General features: G+C 65.9%; 15 protein-coding genes. 5 read left to right on the top strand and 10 right to left on the bottom strand.

Going from position 1 to position 17,335, the window contains the following annotated elements; translation table 11 throughout:
- The 3 genes from AB4Z00_RS18685 to AB4Z00_RS18695 all read left to right on the top strand — a co-directional run.
- Positions 1-666, top strand: a 666-nt coding sequence (locus tag AB4Z00_RS18685; RefSeq protein ID WP_442046888.1) for an electron transfer flavoprotein subunit beta/FixA family protein, incomplete at its 5' end; no start/stop codon positions are given.
- Complete coding sequence (locus AB4Z00_RS18690) at positions 666-1,595, top strand: electron transfer flavoprotein subunit alpha/FixB family protein (RefSeq protein WP_442046889.1); 930 nt, start codon at positions 666-668, stop codon at positions 1,593-1,595. The genes AB4Z00_RS18685 and AB4Z00_RS18690, both read left to right, overlap by 1 nt.
- A gap of 89 nt (positions 1,596-1,684) precedes the next feature.
- Entirely contained in the window at positions 1,685-2,560 is an 876-nt protein-coding gene (locus tag AB4Z00_RS18695) for a hypothetical protein (protein WP_442046890.1), read from the top strand.
- Positions 2,561-2,615: 55 nt separating this feature from the next.
- Here AB4Z00_RS18695 and AB4Z00_RS18700 read toward each other — a convergent pair whose 3' ends face one another.
- From AB4Z00_RS18700 to AB4Z00_RS18725, 6 genes are all read right to left on the bottom strand, one after another.
- Positions 2,616-3,167 carry a GNAT family N-acetyltransferase gene (locus tag AB4Z00_RS18700; protein ID WP_442046891.1) on the bottom strand — a complete coding sequence of 184 codons (552 nt, stop codon included), beginning with the start codon at positions 3,165-3,167 and terminating at the stop codon, positions 2,616-2,618.
- On the bottom strand, positions 3,164-4,384 hold the full coding sequence (locus AB4Z00_RS18705; RefSeq protein WP_132264384.1) for a DUF445 domain-containing protein: 1,221 nt from the start codon (positions 4,382-4,384) through the stop codon (positions 3,164-3,166). Before AB4Z00_RS18705 ends, AB4Z00_RS18700 begins: the two co-directional genes overlap by 4 nt.
- A gap of 100 nt (positions 4,385-4,484) precedes the next feature.
- Positions 4,485-7,922 (bottom strand): efflux RND transporter permease subunit, encoded by a 3,438-nt coding sequence (locus AB4Z00_RS18710; protein ID WP_442046892.1) that lies wholly within the window; start codon positions 7,920-7,922, stop codon positions 4,485-4,487.
- Between the two features lie 7 nt (positions 7,923-7,929).
- Complete coding sequence (locus tag AB4Z00_RS18715) at positions 7,930-9,159, bottom strand: efflux RND transporter periplasmic adaptor subunit (RefSeq protein ID WP_442046893.1); 1,230 nt, start codon at positions 9,157-9,159, stop codon at positions 7,930-7,932.
- A gap of 363 nt (positions 9,160-9,522) precedes the next feature.
- Positions 9,523-9,822, bottom strand: a complete 300-nt coding sequence (sciP, locus tag AB4Z00_RS18720) for a CtrA inhibitor SciP (protein WP_031342751.1) — start codon at positions 9,820-9,822, stop codon at positions 9,523-9,525.
- A gap of 2 nt (positions 9,823-9,824) precedes the next feature.
- Entirely contained in the window at positions 9,825-10,157 is a 333-nt protein-coding gene (locus AB4Z00_RS18725) for a hypothetical protein (protein ID WP_132264388.1), read from the bottom strand.
- 221 nt (positions 10,158-10,378) lie between these two features.
- On the opposite strand from AB4Z00_RS18725, the gene mnmA reads away from it, so the two are divergent.
- A complete protein-coding gene (mnmA, locus tag AB4Z00_RS18730; protein WP_134094791.1) occupies positions 10,379-11,551 on the top strand; it encodes a tRNA 2-thiouridine(34) synthase MnmA in 1,173 nt (390 codons plus the stop codon).
- Between the two features lie 47 nt (positions 11,552-11,598).
- Here mnmA and AB4Z00_RS18735 read toward each other — a convergent pair whose 3' ends face one another.
- On the bottom strand, positions 11,599-12,042 hold the full coding sequence (locus AB4Z00_RS18735; RefSeq protein WP_442046894.1) for a hypothetical protein: 444 nt from the start codon (positions 12,040-12,042) through the stop codon (positions 11,599-11,601).
- A gap of 32 nt (positions 12,043-12,074) precedes the next feature.
- On the opposite strand from AB4Z00_RS18735, the gene AB4Z00_RS18740 reads away from it, so the two are divergent.
- A complete protein-coding gene (locus AB4Z00_RS18740) occupies positions 12,075-13,244 on the top strand; it encodes a serine hydrolase domain-containing protein (protein ID WP_132264392.1) in 1,170 nt (389 codons plus the stop codon).
- A 145-nt stretch (positions 13,245-13,389) separates the two neighbouring features.
- Here AB4Z00_RS18740 and AB4Z00_RS18745 read toward each other — a convergent pair whose 3' ends face one another.
- Genes AB4Z00_RS18745 through ileS form a run of 3 tightly spaced genes read right to left on the bottom strand, consistent with a single transcriptional unit; the run spans position 13,390 to position 17,265 of the window.
- Entirely contained in the window at positions 13,390-13,806 is a 417-nt protein-coding gene (locus AB4Z00_RS18745) for a DUF3035 domain-containing protein (RefSeq protein ID WP_132264393.1), read from the bottom strand.
- Positions 13,807-13,810: 4 nt separating this feature from the next.
- The gene (lspA, locus tag AB4Z00_RS18750) at positions 13,811-14,356 is read right to left on the bottom strand and encodes a signal peptidase II (protein WP_132264395.1); all 546 of its coding nucleotides are present in this window, start codon (positions 14,354-14,356) and stop codon (positions 13,811-13,813) included.
- Positions 14,353-17,265, bottom strand: a complete 2,913-nt coding sequence (ileS, locus tag AB4Z00_RS18755; RefSeq protein WP_132264397.1) for an isoleucine--tRNA ligase — start codon at positions 17,263-17,265, stop codon at positions 14,353-14,355. The genes lspA and ileS overlap by 4 nt, the downstream gene beginning before the upstream one ends.
- Positions 17,266-17,335: the final 70 nt, after the last annotated feature.

Genomic DNA, 17,335 nt, shown 5'->3' on the forward strand with positions numbered 1-17,335 from the left:
CTGGCCAACGTCAAGATGAGCATGAACCCGTTCGACGAGATCGCGGTGGAAGAAGCCATCCGCATCAAGGAAGCGGGCAAGGCGGAAGAGATCGTCGCCGTCTCGGTCGGCCCGGCCAAGGCGCAGGACACGCTGCGCACCGCGCTCGCCATGGGCGCCGACCGCGCGATCCTGATCGAGACCGATACGGAAGTGGAACCGCTGGCCGTCGCCAAGATCCTCAAGGCGATCGTCGCCGAAGAGAATCCCGGCCTCGTGATCCTGGGCAAGCAGGCGATCGACGACGATTCGAACCAGACCGGCCAGATGCTCGCCGCGCTGCTGGGCCGCCCGCAGGGCACTTTCGCCAGCAAGGTCAAGATTGAGGGCGATCACGTTGCCGTGACCCGCGAAGTCGATGGCGGTCTGGAGACCGTGAAGCTGTCGCTGCCCGCGATCGTCACCACCGACTTGCGTCTCAACGAGCCGCGCTACGCTTCGCTGCCCAACATCATGAAGGCGAAGAAGAAGCCGCTCGATGTGAAGACCGCCGCCGACTACGGCGTCGACATCGCCCCGCGCCTCAAGACCCTGAAGGTCTCGGAGCCGCCGGTGCGTGTCGCAGGCGTCAAGGTCGCCGATGTCGACGCGCTGGTTGCAAAGCTCAAGGAACTGGGAGTCGCCTGATGAAGACGCTCGTTTGGGTCGAACACGACAACGCGTCGGTCAAGGACGCGACGCTCCACACCGTCACTGCTGCTGCCAAGCTGGGTGAAGTGCACCTGCTGGTTGCCGGTGCGAACTGCCGCGCCGCTGCCGAAGCCGCTGCCAAGATCGCCGGTGTCGCCAAGGTGCACGTGGCCGACAACGCGGCCTACGAACATGCGCTGGCCGAGAACGTCGCGCCGCTGATCGTGGACCTCATGGGCCACCACGACGCGTTCCTGGCGCCCGCCACCACCACCGGCAAGAACGTCGCCCCGCGCGTGGCCGCGCTGCTCGACGTGATGCAGTTGTCGGACATCCTCTCGGTCGAGGGCGAGAAGACCTTCACGCGTCCGATCTACGCCGGCAACGCCATCGCCACCGTCGAATCGAGCGATGCCAAGCTGGTCATCACCGTGCGTGGCACCGCCTTCGAGAAGGCCGCTGCCGAGGGTGGTGCGGCTGTGATCGAAGACGTAGCCGGTGCCGGTGACGCGGGCCTCTCCAGCTTCGTGGGTGCGGAACTCGCCAAGTCGGAACGTCCGGAACTGACCAGCGCCAAGGTGATCGTCTCGGGCGGCCGCGCGCTGAAGGATTCGGAAACCTTCGAGCAGGTCATCATGCCGCTGGCCGACAAGCTCGGCGCTGCCGTCGGCGCCAGCCGCGCTGCGGTCGACGCGGGCTATGTGCCGAACGACTACCAGGTCGGCCAGACCGGCAAGATCGTGGCGCCCGAAGTCTACATCGCCGTCGGCATCTCGGGCGCGATCCAGCACCTTGCGGGCATGAAGGACTCCAAGACCATCATCGCCATCAACAAGGACGAGGACGCCCCGATCTTCCAGGTCGCCGACGTCGGCCTCGTCGCGGACCTGTTCACCGCCGTGCCGGAACTGACCGGCAAGCTCTGAGCGGTTTAAAATTCTGAAATCGTGCGAACCCCGGTCGGAAACGGCCGGGGTTTTTGTAATGGGTTCGGGCATTTGCGGGGGCAAAGAGAATGATCGTTCGATATATCGGCGCGGTAGCGACGGGCATGATCGCCATTATGCAGCCGGTGAAGGCTGCTGCGGCGCAGCCAATGACACTCAAGCCGATCTCACCATGGAGCATCGAGCAATCCGACGATACCTGCCGTCTGGCTCGGACATTCGGAACTGCCGAAGATCCTTATCTGCTCCGCATGCGGGCCGATGCTCCAGGATACAAATTCGATATCACGCTGGCGGGTGCGGAGATTTCGGCATTCCAGAATGCAACGGAGCGATCCATCACTTACGGTTCGGGGGCGGCGCTGCCCTTTACGCCCGTGGTGAGGGGGGCCCTAAAGACATATGGACCCGCAATCGTCTTCTTTAACGAGATGACCGAAAAGCGGCGTGCGTACACGGACGAAACCGAGCAACCCTTCCCGAACCCGCCATTGGAAGCAGGAGTAGACCGCATTGGTGTTGCGGCTTCCAACAAGAGGCTGGTTTTGGAAACCGGGCCTATCGGAGCGGCCATGGACGCCATGCGTAAATGTATGGACGATGTAGTGCGGGGCTGGGGGTTGGACCCTGCAGTCCAGTCGACCCTGTCGCGGCCCGTAACGCCTTTGAACCGAGCTGAGGTGAACGCGCTGGTTGCCGCCAATGACCCGCCGGCGGCAGTCCGTGCCTTAGGTGGCATCGCGCGCGTACATATTCGGCTGATGGTGGATGCTATGGGCAAGCCTGTCGATTGCACAACTTGGCCGACCGATCAGGTTCCCGATTTCAAAGTGGACGCTTGCGAAATCATGCTTGAGAAAGCCCGTTACGCGGCGGCTCTCGATGCCAACGGGGTTGCCGTGCCGTCCTATTTCGTCACGAGTCTGGTCTTCAGAGTTTTCTGAATCCGCTGCGAAAGCAGGAAGCAGCGGGTGCTTTCGGAGAACATGCGAAGCGCCGTCAGTCCGCTCCGCGCTCCAGCAGGTTGACGATCAGAGTCTTGCCGTCTTCGCCGATGTCGTGTTCGCCGCATGGGGTAAAGCCTAGGGCCGCGGCGACGCGCTGCGAGGCTTGGTTGCCCTCTTCGATCATGCAGGCGATGCGGCGCTGGCCGTGGGTCTTGTCGAACCATTCGAGGGCGGCGCGCATGACTTCCTTGGCGAGGCCTTGGCCCCAATGGTCGCGGCGCACGATCCAGCCTGCTTCGGGGACGTCGTCCATGCCCTTGCCGAAGCCGCGCCAGGAGTGGAAGACCCCGCAATTCGCGACGATCTCATCGCCGCCGCGCCGGCGCACCGGGAAAGTGCCGTAGCCGCGCAGCGACCAGGATCCGGCGTTGCGTTCCAGCCTTTCGAACACGCCTTTGGGCTCCGGCTGCGCCTGGCCCAGAAAAGTGCGGGTCTCCTCGTCGGCAATCAGGCGAATCATGTCGTCGAGATCGCTCGCCTGCGGTTTCCAGAGTTCGAAGCGCTCGGTCACGAGAACTGGGCCATCCAGCGCTGCGACGGTCACAGGAACTGGTCCACAACGTGGATGCAGACGCCGAACAGGCCGCCGACCAGCGTACCGTTGATCCGGATGAACTGCAGATCGCGGCCCACAGCGCCTTCGATCCGGTCCGTCACGGTGCGCGCATCCCAGCGCTTCACGGTTTCCGACACCAGCCTCACGATCTCTCCCCCATAACGCGATACGACGCCTACGAGCGTGCGGCGTGCGAAGCGATTGACCATGTACTGCAGTCGCGGGTCTTCGCCCAGAGCCTGGCCGAGTTGGGCAAGGCTTTCGCCGAGCGCACCGGCGAGCGCCTGATCGGGATTGCGCACGGCCTTGAGCAAGGCCCCGCGCGCGCGTTCCCACATGCCGTCGAGCCACGATGCCATGGCCGGGTTGTCCAGCAGTTCCCCTTTGATGCGCTCGACCTTGGCGCGGGTCTCGGGCCGATGCAGGAGGTCGTCGGCCAGCTTGGCGAGCGCCTCGTCGATGCGGGCGCGCAGGGGATGGTCGGGCTGGACGATCACTTCGGCGAGCAGGCGATAGGCCCCATCGAGCACGCCATTGGCCAGCCGCTCGTCGAGTCCGGTCCAGCGCATGACGGTATTGGCGCGCTGGTGGATCATCTCGCGGATCATCGGCTCGTTCGCCTCGATCGCTTCACCGATCTTGCGCAGCAGGCTTTCCAGAACCGGGAGGTGTCGCCTGTCGGCAATGGCGTTGGAGAGCATCTGGCCGAGCAGGGGGGCAGCGTCGATCTTCTCGATCTGCCGCCGCAGGCCGGCCTTGACCATGCCGCCCATCTGTTCGGGATCGAGCGATTCGAGCACGTCGCCCAGCAGGTTGGCGGCGCCCGCGCGGATGCGGGACTGCTCGTCACGGGCCGGATCGGCCAGGAAGCCCCCGGCCGCGGCAGCGAGGTTGAAGCCGCGCAGGCGGCGGGCCACGACTTGGGGAGTCAGGAAATTGTCGCGCAGGAAAGTCGCCATCGAATCGGCGATGCGATCCTTGTTGACCGGGATGATGGCGGTGTGGGGGATCGGCAGGCCGAGCGGATGGCGGAACAGGGCCGTGACCGCGAACCAATCGGCCAGTCCGCCCACCATCGCCGCTTCGGTAAAGGAAATCGCGTAGCCGAGCGGCACGCTCCATTCCGGATGGAATACGGCCACACGGCGGAGCACGACGAAAGCCGCCGCCATGAACAGCAGCAGCCCGCCCGCGAACATCCGCATGCGGCGGGCCCGATCGCCAGGGACCGGACCCGGCTGGAAAAAGTCTTGCCGTGCCACGGGGATGCTACGCTTGGGGGCCGGCAATGTTCCTCCCTATCCCTTATTCCGCCGCGATCGGCTGAGGCATGGGCACGGCACCATGGGCGGTTTCCTGTGCATGATGTGGCTCGTACGTGAGCAGCTTGCGGCGCAGCCAGGGGCCGAGGCGCTTTTCGAAACCGTCTGCCAGGCTGAAGGCGGCCGGGACGATCACCAGGGTGAGCATGGTCGAGAGCAGCAGGCCGCCGATCACGGTGATGCCCATCGGCGCGCGCCAGGCGGCGTCGCCCGAGAGCGAGATCGCGGTGGGCACCATGCCCGCCGTCATCGCGACGGTGGTCATGATGATCGGCTGGGCCCGCTTGTGCCCCGCGTCCATGATCGCCGTGAGCTTGTCTACGCCCTTTTCCATCTCCTCGATCGCGAAGTCGATCAGCAGGATGGAGTTCTTGGCGACGATGCCCAGCAGCATCAGGATGCCGATGTAGACCGGCATCGAGATCGGCTGGCCGACGATCACCAGCGCCAGCAGACCACCAAGCGGGGCCAGCAGCAGCGAGGCCATGTTCACCAGCGGCGAGACGAAGCGGCGGTAGAGCAGCACCAGCACCGCGAAGACCAGGAAGATGCCGCTGATGACGGCGATGACGAAGCTGTTCACCATCTCCGCCTGCCACTTGTCCTCGCCGACGGGGGCGTTGGAGACGCCGGTCGGAAGGTCCTTCATGATCGGCAGCTTCTGGATCTGCTCCATGATCGGGCCCTTGACCTGGCCCTCGCCGAGGTCGGCACCCACGAAGATGCGGCGCGACTGGTTGTAGCGCTGGATCTGGGTGGGCCCGGCGCCGAAGCGGATTTCCGCCACGCGCTTGAGCGGCACGGAACCGCCGCTGGCCGTGGTGACCGGAAGATTCTCGATCGTCGAGAAATCCCGGCGCGAAGCGCGCGCCAGGATCACGCGGATCGGCACCTGACGGTCGCTCAGCGAGAACTTGGCGGCGTTCTGGTCGATTTCGCCGAGGGTGGCGATGCGGATGGTCTGGCTGAGCGCGGCCGTGGTCACGCCGAGCTGTGCCGCAAGGTCGAGCCGGGGCACCACGACCAGTTCGGGGCGCTGAAGATCGGCGGCGATGCGCGGGGCGATGACGCCGGGGATGGTGCGCATCTGATCGGCCAGCTTCTGCGCCGTCTTGCGCAGCAGTTCCGAATCGCTTCCCGAAAGCATGACCGAAATGTCGCGGCCGCTGCCGAAGCCGCCCGACTGCGTGGCGAAAGTCACGCGGGCATCGGGGATGTCCTGAAGCTGCGGCGCCATCCGGCGTTCGAATTCGATGCTGGTCGCCTTGCGCTGGTCGGCAGGCTTGAGCGCGATGTAGAGCGATCCCTTGCCCTCGCGCGAAGCTTCCAGGATGTGCTGCACTTCGGGCTGGCTTTCCAGCAGGCGGGTGACCTTGTCGGCCACGGCGGCGGTCTGTTCGATGGTGGTGCCGGGCACCATCTCGAGATTGACCGTGCTGGTGTCGTTATTGGTGTTCGGCTGGAACTGCGAGGGCAGGCCGGCGAGCAGGGCGAACGTCAGCACCAGCGCGTAGATACCAGCGCAGAAGGCGTAGAACCGGTGGTCGCGCATGCGGGCCGCGAAACGGTCCGAGAAGTAGCGATACCACACGCCAAAGCGGCCGATCGCGCCCAGCAGGATCTTCATGCCCGCTCCGAGCAGGAAGATCACGACCGGGACGGCAAGCGGTGCGACGACCGCCGCCAGCACCAGGGCGGCCTTGTCGAGACCGGCCTTGGTCAGGACTGCCTTGACGCCCATGAAGAGCAGGGACGCGGCGAAGAGACCGCCCGCCAGGATGGCGATGACGGCCACGGCGGCGATCACATAGTACCACCAGCGCGCCGGGCTCTTGACGAGGCGTGCCTTCAGCCGGTGCGCTTCGCTGGAATCGAGCGTCCAGGCCAGGATCTTCAGATAGAAGTCCATCGCCCGCCCGCCGCCATGTTCGGCATGGCCGTGCGCCTTGAGGAAGTAGGCCGCGACCATCGGCGTGATAAGGCGCGCAACGGCAAGGCTCATCAGCACCGCGGCCACGACCGTCAGGCCGAAAGCCTTGAAGAACTGGCCGGGGATGCCGGGCATCAGGCCGACCGGAAGGAACACCGCGACGATCGAGAAGGTGGTGGCGACGACGGCCAGGCCGATCTCGTCCGCCGCGTCGATCGAGGCCTGGTAGGCGGATTTACCCATGCGCATGTGGCGCACGATGTTCTCGATCTCCACGATCGCATCGTCGACCAGCACACCTGCCACCAGGCTGAGCGCCAGCAGCGAGAGGAAGTTGAGCGTGAAGCCCAGCATGTCCATGAACCAGAAGGTCGGAATCGCGGAGAGCGGGATGGCGATGGCGGAAATCATCGTCGCCCGCCAGTCGCGCAGGAACAGATAGACGATGACGATGGCCAGGACGGCGCCTTCGACCAGCGCCTCCATCGAACTGGTGTACTGCCCCTTGGTGTAGTCCACGTCGGAGAACAGCCGCGTGATGTGGATGTTCGGGTTTTCCTTGCGGATCTTGTCCAGCGCCTTCTCGGCCCCGTCGTAGACGGCGACGTCGGAGGCCCCGAGGGCGCGGGTGAAGCCGAAAGTCACCACTTCGCGGCCGCGCAGCTTGGCGATGCGGGTCTGCTCGGAATAGCCGTCGTAGACTTTGGCGATGTCGGACAGCTTGACCTGCCGGCCGCCGCCCACGTTGATGCGGGTCTGCGAAAGCTGGAAGGCGTCCTGGGCATTGCCGAGCACGCGAACCGACTGGCGCGAGCCGGCGATTTCCGCCTGGCCGCCCGCCGCGTCGGTATTGACCTGGCGCAGCACGCCGTTGATGTCGTTGGCGGTGAGGCCCAGCGCGATCAGGCGCTCGGGATCGACGACGACGCGGATCTCGCGGTCGACGCCGCCGTTGCGCTCTACGGAGGCCAGGCCTTCGATCGAGAGCAGGGTCTTGGAGATCGTGTCGTCGACGAACCAGCTGAGCTGCTCCATCGTCATGTCGTCGGCGCTGACGGCGTAATAGGCGAGATTGTCGCCATTGGCCTCGATCTTGGTGACCATCGGCTCGAGAATGCCGTCGGGCAACTGGCCGCGAACCTGATCGACCGCGTTCTTGACCTGGTTGGTCGCGACATCGGGATCGGTGCCGACCGTGAAGAAGACCAGTGTGGTCGAAGTGCCTTCGGAGGCGGTCGACTGGATTTCCTCGATTCCCGGCACGGAGCGCACGGCGCCCTCGATGATCTGGGTGATCTGCGTCTCGATCTCGGTCGGGGCGGCGCCCGGCTGCGAGATCATGACGTGGACGCCGGGGAATTCGACGTCCGGCATGTTGTTCACGTCCATGCGCATGAACGAGACCACGCCGGCGATCATCACGCCGATGAAGAAGACGATCGGAATGATCGGATTGCGGATCGACCAGGCCGAGATATTGCGAAGGCTCATCGCGTATTTACTCGCCCGCGTTCGGTTTGGCGGCGGCGGTCATGCGCGGCTTGACCTTGTCGCCCTCGTTGAGGAAGCCACCGGCGCGCAGCACGACCTTCTCGCTGCCGTCGAGGCCCTGCTTCACGGTGATTCCCCGTGCGGTGACGATGCCGGTCTGCACGGCGCGGCGGTGGACCACGTCCTTGGCATCGACGACATAGACGAAGGCGCCCTTGTCGTCGTTCTGGATCGCGGATTCGGGCAGCACCGGGGCCACCGTCTGGCCGCTGTTGATCACGGCGCTGGCGAAGCCGCCGGGACGCAGGGCGGAATTGTAGGCGAGGGCGATGCGGGCGATGCCCTGGCGGTTGGTGGCGTCGATCACCGGGGCGATCTGCCATACCTGGCCGGTGAAGTTCTGGTTGCTGCCGGTAGGCGTCACCGTGGCTTCCACGCCCACTTTCATGCGCGCAAGGTCATCCTCGCTCATCTGGGCGAGCAGTTCCATTTCGCCGCCCTTGGCAAGGCGGAACAGCACCGAGCTGCCGCCGCCCACGACCTGGCCCAGTTCGACATTGCGTTCGAGCACGAGGCCGGAAGCCGGCGCGACGATGTTGAGGCGGGCGGTCTGCGCCTGGAGCTGGCCCAGCGTGGCGCGCGCGACCTTGACCTGGGCATTGGCCGAATCGCGCGTCGCAGTGAGRCGGTCGACATCGRCGGCGGAGATGAAGCCGCGGTCGACAAGCTTGAGGGCGCGGTCGAGATTGGCCTGAGCCAGGCGGGCGTCGGCCTGGGCCACCGCGATCTGCGCGGACTGGCTGGCCTGCTGCTGCGACTGGACCGAGCGATCAATGACGGCGAGCACCTGGCCCTGGGAAACCCAGTCACCCGGTTCGACCAGAACCGAACGGACCTGGCCGCCTTCGCCGACCGAGCCGACCGGCATCGGGCGGCGTGCCGCCAGCGAGCCGGTGGCGGTGATCTCGCCTTCGACGGAGGCACGGCCCGGCACGACGACGGTGACCGCAGGCATCTGGATGTCCGCGGCGCCGGCCTTTTCGGTCTTTTCGCCGCCGCGCACGGCGAACCATATCCCGGTGGCCAGCACGATCGCGGCAACGATGGCGATCAGCCACCAGCGGCGCGATGCGCGGTCCTGCTCATTGTCGCTGTCGAGCGGATTGCCGCCCAGTCCGCTTCCGGTGGCCGCCAACCCCTCGTTCTCCGTCACGTCGATCCTGCTGTCGTAATTCATCGTGTCACCGCAAAAATTGCGATTGCCCCCAGTCCCGAATGCCTCGTCCGGATGCCCTTGCCCCGCGAAAGCGATGTCGCCCCTGGGGTGGCCGGAAGGCACGATCTGCCGCCGGAGCGCGGACACGTCGGTCCACGCCGCTGCGACGGCCAAATTTCCTGCGAAACGACATATACCTGCGGCGGACGGGTGGCAATCAGCAGTCGCCGTGTCGCCGACCCGGATCGACCAGCGTCGACGACAGTATCCGGCGGTCAGGCCCCTGCTATCTTTCGAGAATTGCCCGGAGATATACGAAAAACGGCGACGAACCGAGGTCCGCCGCCGCTTTCAGGTCCTTTGGGGACCAAATAGGTAGTGCGCTCAATACTTCTGCTGGCGCTCGTAGAGATCGCGGTAATGCTGAATACGCGTGACGCGCAGGCCCTGCATTCCCGAACGGTCCACGGCACGCTGCCAGGACGCGAATTCCTCGAGCGTGAGCTGGTAGCGATCGCAGACCTCGTCGATCGACAGCAGGCCGCCGTTCACGGCCGCCACGACTTCCGCCTTGCGACGCACGACCCAGCGGGTGGTGTTCGCCGGGGGCAGCGATTCCAGCGTCAACGGCTCGCCGAGCGGCCCGATTACCTGGGCAGGACGGATTTTCTGGTTTTCGATCATCATCACCCTCGTACGCCGGTGCTTGGATTGCCGGCGACGGAAAGGACCTTGGCCTGCGCTGGCTTGCGATTGCCTGAAGCATTTGGGTTAACAGTTCTTGAGACTGTCGCATATGTATGAATCACATAAGCGACCGACCCGGCGAAACTGCCGAAGCGGTGGAGGCGCGGCGAGGCGGACGTCTCGGCAAAAGCCGCACGCAGATCGTGCGCGGCGAAGAGCCGGGAACGCAAGGAAAACCAGTCGATTGGAAAACGGACCGGCATGAACTCCTCGCTGTCGCGACCCGACGCATGCCCCGCTTTGCAGGTTTCATGATCATGAGCGATGTTCATGTCGATCGCTTGTAACGGCGCTTGGTCAAGGGAGAGTAAAGGCCGGACTTACCTTTTGTTAAATATTCTTAACACCGGCTTCGCCATGACCTTTAACCGAGCGCCGTGATCCTTGGCCGGGCGAAGGCCCCGCCGTGGCCGACGGGATGAAAGCGGGTGTCTTGCCGGCCCTCCATCGTCAAAGGTAGGAATCCGGCGCGTTCGGCTGTATGGGGCGGCGCATGACCGCCCTTTCCGATCTTGAAGGACTGGTGGCCGGCCTCGACCCCGCCGCCCTGTTCCAGCTGCCTGCGCCGCTTTCGGCCCGCCGCATCGTCGTCGCCATGTCGGGCGGTGTCGACAGTTCCGTCGTGGCCGCGCTGGCCGCAGCCACCGGCGCCGAAACCATCGGCGTGACGCTCCAGCTCTACGACTACGGCGCCGCGACCGGCCGCAAGGGCGCCTGCTGCGCCGGCGACGACATCCGCGACGCCCGCGCCGTGGCCGACCGCCTGGGCATTGCCCACTATGTGTTCGACCATGAGAGCGCCTTCCGCGAGGAAGTGGTGGAGCGCTTCGCCGACGACTACATGGCCGGGCGCACGCCGATCCCCTGCATCCGCTGCAACATGGGTCCGAAGTTCACCGACCTGCTGACGATGGCCCGCGATCTCGGGGCCGACTGCCTTGCCACCGGTCACTATGTGCGCCGCGTCGAGGGACCAGCCGGCTCCGAGCTGCACCGCGCCTTCGATCCCGCGCGCGACCAGAGCTACTTCCTTTACGGAACCACCGAGGCGCAGCTGGACTTCCTGCGCTTCCCGCTGGGCGGGTTGCCGAAGAGCGAAACCCGCCGCCTGGCCGAAGCGGCAGGTCTGCGCGTTGCCGACAAGCCGGACAGCCAGGACATCTGCTTCGTGCCGGATGGCGACTATGCCAAGATCGTGCGCGCCGTCCGTCCGGAGGGCGAAGCGCCGGGCGAGATCGTTCATGCGCTCACCGGCGAAGTGCTGGGCACGCATCGCGGCATCATCCACTACACCGTCGGCCAGCGCCGGGGGCTGGAGATCGGCGGCCAACCCGAACCGCTCTATGTCGTGCGCATCGATGCGCCGGGACGCCGCGTCCTGGTCGGCCCGCGCGCGCTGCTGGGCGTTGCCGCCGCCCTCGTCACCGAGACCAACCGTATCGGTCCGCTTCCCGATGCGCCGCTGACGGCCAAGGTGCGCTCGCTGGCGAAGCCGGTGCCGATCACGCTCGAAGGCGACTTCGGCGGCGGCGCGGCCGTCACGATCCGTTTCGCGAACCCCGAATATGGCGTTGCGCCGGGGCAGGCGGCGGTGATCTATGCCGGCGACCGGGTGGTGGGCGGCGGCTGGATCGAGGGGACCGAGTCCGCCGTTCCGCTGGACTGAAGGTACGTAAGGGGCCCTGCGCCTGATGCGAGAAGCGCCGTGGCCCGTCAGTTGGCCCAGGGTTCGAGCTGGCATCCGCGATCGGGTGCGAAGGTGGCGGTCTGGCTGGCCAGCAACGGGACGCTGGCCTTGACCGAGCGATTCTCGGCATCTTCGGAAAGCATCATCAGCGACGCGGTGCGGCCCAGCCCGGCGATGGCGATCTGCCCCTTGCAGGTGCCGAGGTCCTGCTGCGAGACGAAGCGGCAGGCGCAGGCGACGCGGGCGCCGTAGGACGTGCCGACAAGCGCCTGTTCGCGCAGGCCGCGCCACGACATCGCCATGACCAGCACCAGCGCCAGCAGGGCCAGCAGCAGCGAATTGCGGATCCAGCGCGAGGGCTGGCGGCTGCGATGGGGGCTTCCGGAGGAGCCGTTATCGGCAGGCCCGTTTGCAGCAGGCCCATCTCCTGGGGGGCTTTCCCCGGTCGTGTACCTCGTGCCTGTTGCCATATTCCTGCGCCTCGCACATCACACCGCGCGTCATGCCGGTGCGCCGTCCCCCCCTTATCCTTGCCCTTTCCGTCCTGCCAGCCCTGGCGCTGAGCGCGCTTGCCGGCTGTGGACAGGATGCGCAGCAGGGGCCGCCGCCGCCGAGCGCGGAATCGCAGGCGGCGATCAAGGACGATGGCGGTGCGCCGCGCGCCGCCTTCGGCCGCGCCATCGACGGACTGTTCGACGAGGATCTCGGCCGTACCCAGGCACTGGTGGTGATGAAGCGCGGCTCCGTGATCGCAGAGCGCTATGGCGCCGGGGTCAAGCCGGACACCCGGCTGGACGGGCTGGGCATGGGCCAATGCGTCACGGCGCTGATGGTCGGGCAGCTCGTCAGCGACGGACGGCTGCGCCTCGCCGAATCGGCCCCTATCCCTGCATGGCAGCGCCCGGGCGATCCGCGCGGCGAGATCACGCTCAAGCAGCTTTTGCAGATGCGCTCGGGCCTGCGCCATTCCGAAACGGCCACATCGGCCACCGGCGGTCCGGCCCGCCAGTCCGACCGGATGCGGATGCTCTATCTCGATGGGCGTGACGACATGGCGGCCTATGCCGAGGCCCAGCCCCTGGAAGCCCCGGCGGGCGCGCGGTTCGTGGACAGCGCGGCAACCTCGGTCATTCTCTCCGACCTGGCCGCGCGCGTGCTTTCGTCCGATCGCAACCCCGATCGGCGCCGCAAGGCCGTGAACGACTATCTGCGCAACCGCGTCTTCGCCCCGATCGGGATGGATTCGGCCACCGCGGGCTTCGACCGTGCGGGCACGATGGTCGGCTCGGCCATGGTCCATGCCTCGGCGCGCGACTGGGCGAAGCTGGGCGAATTCCTGCGCCATACCGGCTCGATCCAGGGCGCGCAGATCCTGCCGCGCCGCTGGGTGCAGTTCATGCTGGAATCCTCGCCGCGCAATCCCGGCTATGGCGCCGGGGTCTGGCTCAACAAGGCCAAGGCGAAAGCCGGGGCAGGGGGCGAGGAAGTGCTGTTCCCGGGCATGGCGCCCGGCAACGTTTTCGCCTGCGTGGGCGAATATGGCCAATACGTGATCGGCTCGCCCGATCAGCTGCTCACCATCGTGCGCCTTGGCGAAAGCGATCCGCAGCAGGAACGGCTGGTGCACGACCGACTGGGCAAGCTGCTCGCGATGTTCCCGGGCGGGATCTGACGGCCTTTTGGGAAAATTCCCGAAAAGGATATTCTCGCGTGCCGCCAAAAATCCGCCCGCGTCGGATTTTCAGACAGAGCAGGCATGAAAAAGGGCCGGAGCAGCCATGCCGCTCCGGCCCTTTTCGCGTTCGTCGAAGAGGGGGTCAGCCCTCGATAGTCGTCTGCGCGTCGCGGCCGTCGCCTTCCGGGGCGGCGAGGATCGCGCGGGTCACCTGGCCCTTGGCGACGGTGTACGTGCCCGGATCGCCCACGGTGGAGCGGATCGAGGGCGCGGCCGGGCCGGCCATGCTCAGCGTCGACTTCTCGATTTCGCTGCGGGCCTGCGGGCCGCCGAACAGCGCGTCGAGGGTCTGTTGCTGCAGATTGTCGTCATTGGGGCGAGGCTGTCCCTGCTTCGGCGGGGCCAGCGAGAAATCGGGCGGCACCACCAGCGGCGACTGGCGCTGCACGGCGAATTCATCGGGGCGGTTGTGGTTCAGCAGGCCGCTGCTTCCGCAGCCGGACACGAGCACCGCACCGGCGGCGACGAGAATCAGGGCTCCGGTCTTCTTCATGGGCATCAACTCAAATCTCCGGGGCGGCGTCGGGCGCCGTGTCATGTCCGCCATTCGTTTCCGGCTTGTCGCGCGAAAGCAATGAGCGGGCAAGGATAATCAGGACGCCGACGGTTATGGCGACGTCTGCGATGTTGAAAATGAGGAACGGCCGCCATTCACCGAAGTGAAGGTCGGCATAGTCGATCACGTAGCCCATGGTGAAGCGGTCGCGGATGTTGCCCAGCGCACCGCCCAGAACCATGGCCAGCGCGGCGATTTCGCCCAGCTTGCGTTCGCGAAGCATCCAGATGAGGACGAACAGCGCGATTGCGCCGGTCATCGCCACCAGGGCCCAGCGGCCCTCCGGCGAATCCGCGGTGAACAGGCCGAGCGAGACGCCCAGGTTCTTGGTCCAGCGCAAGTTGAAGAACGGCGCCAGCTCGATCACGCCCACGTCGCGCAGCTTCAGTCCGGTGACGACCCAGGCCTTGAAGCCCTGGTCCACCATGAAGACCACCGCTGCGATCAGAAAGCCGATGAGGCGCTTGCGGCCAACGGTCATCTCGGCGCTCATGCCTCGGTCTCCAGCGCGCCGACCACGTCATCGCAGCGGTCGCACAGGGCGCCGTCTTCCGAAACTTCGGGAAGATGGCGCCAGCAGCGGCCGCACTTGTGGTTGGTGGAAGGCGTGACGGTCACGTCATCCCCCTGCCCACGCGCGACTTTCGCGGTGATGAACAGTTCGGCCAGATCTGCGTCGGAGGCACTGGCCGGCGCGGAGGCGGGAACCGTAACTTCGGCGGCCAGGCTGGAGCCGACGATCTTCTCGCGGCGGAGCGGTTCGATCGCCTCGGTCACCTTCACGCGCAGGGCGCGCAGTTCGGACCAGCGGGCAGCGTCCGCTTCCACGGCCGGGACTTCCGGCCATTCGAGCAAGTGCACGCTCTCGCTGCCGGGGAAGCGGCTCTGCCAGACTTCCTCGGCGGTGAAGACGGTGACCGGCGCGGCATAGCGCACCAATGCGTGGAACAGCGTGTCCAGCACCGTGCGATAGGCGCGGCGCTTCGGATCGGCAGGGCTGTCGCAGTAGAGGCAGTCCTTGCGGATATCGAAGAAGAAGGCCGAAAGGTCTTCGTTGCAGAAGTCCAACAGGGTGCGCACGTAGGTGTTGAAGTCGAAGTCCGCGACGGCCTGGCGCAGCGCGGCGTCGACGCCGGCCAGCAGCGAGAGCACGTAGCGTTCCAGCTCGGGCATCTCGGCAACCGGCAGCTTCTCCTCGTCGGAGAAACCGTCCAGCGCGCCCAGCAGGTAGCGCAGGGTGTTGCGCAGCTTGCGGTACTGATCGGCCACGCCCTTCAGGATCTCGTCRCCGATGCGGTGGTCTTCGGTGAAGTCCACCGAGAGCGCCCAGAGGCGGATGATGTCGGCGCCGTTGGTTTCCATGACCTTCAGCGGGCTGATCGTGTTGCCCAGCGACTTCGACATCTTGAAGCCCTTGGCATCCATCGTGAAGCCGTGAGTCAGCACTGCCTTGTAAGGCGCATGGCCGCGCGTGGCGCAGGATTCGAGCAGCGAGGACTGGAACCAGCCGCGATGCTGGTCGCTGCCTTCCAGATAGAGGTCCGCCTTGGGGCCCTGGTAGCCTTCGGGGCGCAGGAGGTCGGGCCAGCGGCCCGATTCGAGCACGAAGGCGTGAGTCGAACCGGAATCGAACCAGACGTCGAGAATGTCGGCAACGCGCTCGTAGTCGTCGGCGCTGTAGTCCGGCCCGAGCAGGTCCTGCGCGGCTTCATCGGACCAGGCGTCCACGCCGCGGGCGAGGATGGCATTGACGATACGGTCGTTGACGGCGGGGTCGACGAGGTATTCGCCGGTCTTGCGGTCGACGAACAGGGTGATCGGCACGCCCCAGGCGCGCTGGCGGCTGAGCACCCAGTCCGGGCGGCCTTCGACCATGGCGCCGATGCGGTTGCGGCCCTTTTCGGGAACGAAGCGGGTGTCGGCGATGGCCTGGAGCCCGGCTTCGCGCAGCGTGGGCGCGTCGTCCCGGTTTTCCTCGGCGGGATCGATGGCGCCGCCTTCGTTCTCCCAGCGGGTATCGGCGCGGCTCTTGGGCGAGATGTGAGTCATCGCCTTGTCCATCGGCACGAACCACTGCGGGGTGCAGCGGAAGATCACCTTGGCCTTGGAACGCCAGGAGTGCGGATAGGAGTGCTTGTAGTCGGCCGAAGCTGCCAGCAGCGCGCCGGCCTCGCGCAGGTCCGAGCAGATCGGGCCGTCGGGGGCATTGAACTTCGGGTTGATGACCGAACCCTGGCCGCCCAGCCAGCCCCAGTCCTCGCGGTACTTGCCGTCGGCTTCGACCACGAACTTGGGATTGATGCCATGCGCCTTGCACAGCAGGAAGTCGTCCTCGCCGTGGTCGGGTGCCATGTGGACAAGGCCGGTGCCGCTCTCGGTGGTGACGAAATCGCCGGCCAGCAGCGGACGCGGTTCGGCGAAGAAGCCGCCCAGCGCATGCATCGGGTGGCGAGCGAGAGTGCCGGCGAGGTCGGCGCCGCGATAAGTGCCGAGCGCGTATTCGGACAAGTCGGCATCGCCGATCATGTTCTCGGCCACGGGGCCCAGGCCGGTGCGCGCGAAGAAGGCTTCGAGCAAGGGCACGGCGATCAGGAAGCGGCGGCCGTCATGCGCGCGGTAGTGGTGGTATTCCACCTCCGGCCCATAGGCGAGCGCCTGGTTGGTCGGGATCGTCCAGGGCGTGGTCGTCCAGATCACGGCATGGGCACCGACCAGTTCCGCGATGGGCGATTCGGTGATCTCGAAGGCCACGTCGATCTGGGTCGAGACGATGTCCTCGTACTCGACTTCGGCTTCTGCCAGCGCGGTCTTTTCCACCGGGCTCCACATCACCGGCTTGGCGCCGCGGTAGAGCATCTGGTTCTCGGCAAATTTCAGCAGTTCGCCCACGATGGTGGCTTCGGCCTGGAAGTCCATCGTCAGGTAGGGATTGTCCCAATCGCCATTGACGCCGAGGCGCTTGAGCTGCTCGCGCTGCACATTGACCCAGTTCTGGGCATAGGCGCGGCATTCGGCGCGGAACTCCTCTGCGGGAACCTCGTCCTTGTTCTTCTTCTTCTTGCGGTACTCTTCCTCGACCTTCCACTCGATGGGCAGGCCGTGGCAGTCCCAGCCGGGGACATACGGGGCATTCTTGCCCAGCAGGGTCTGGGTGCGGACGACCATGTCCTTGAGGATATGATTCAGCGCATGGCCGATGTGCATGTCGCCATTGGCGTAGGGCGGACCGTCGTGCAGCACGAACATGTCGCGGTCGGCCCGCGCTTCGCGCGTCTTGCGGTAAATGTCCTGTTCCTGCCAGCGCGCAAGAATACCCGGCTCCTTCTGGGGGAGCCCGGCTTTCATGGGGAAATCGGTCTTCGGAAGGAAGACGGTCGCTCTATAATCGCGCTGTTCGGTCATATGCGCTGCGCACTAGAGCAATTGCGCGCCTGTTGGAAGAGTTCGCAGGCATGGCGATACGCGGGTTTCG

This window comes from Novosphingobium sp. YAF33, assembly GCF_052113265.1.
Taxonomy (GTDB): domain Bacteria; phylum Pseudomonadota; class Alphaproteobacteria; order Sphingomonadales; family Sphingomonadaceae; genus Novosphingobium.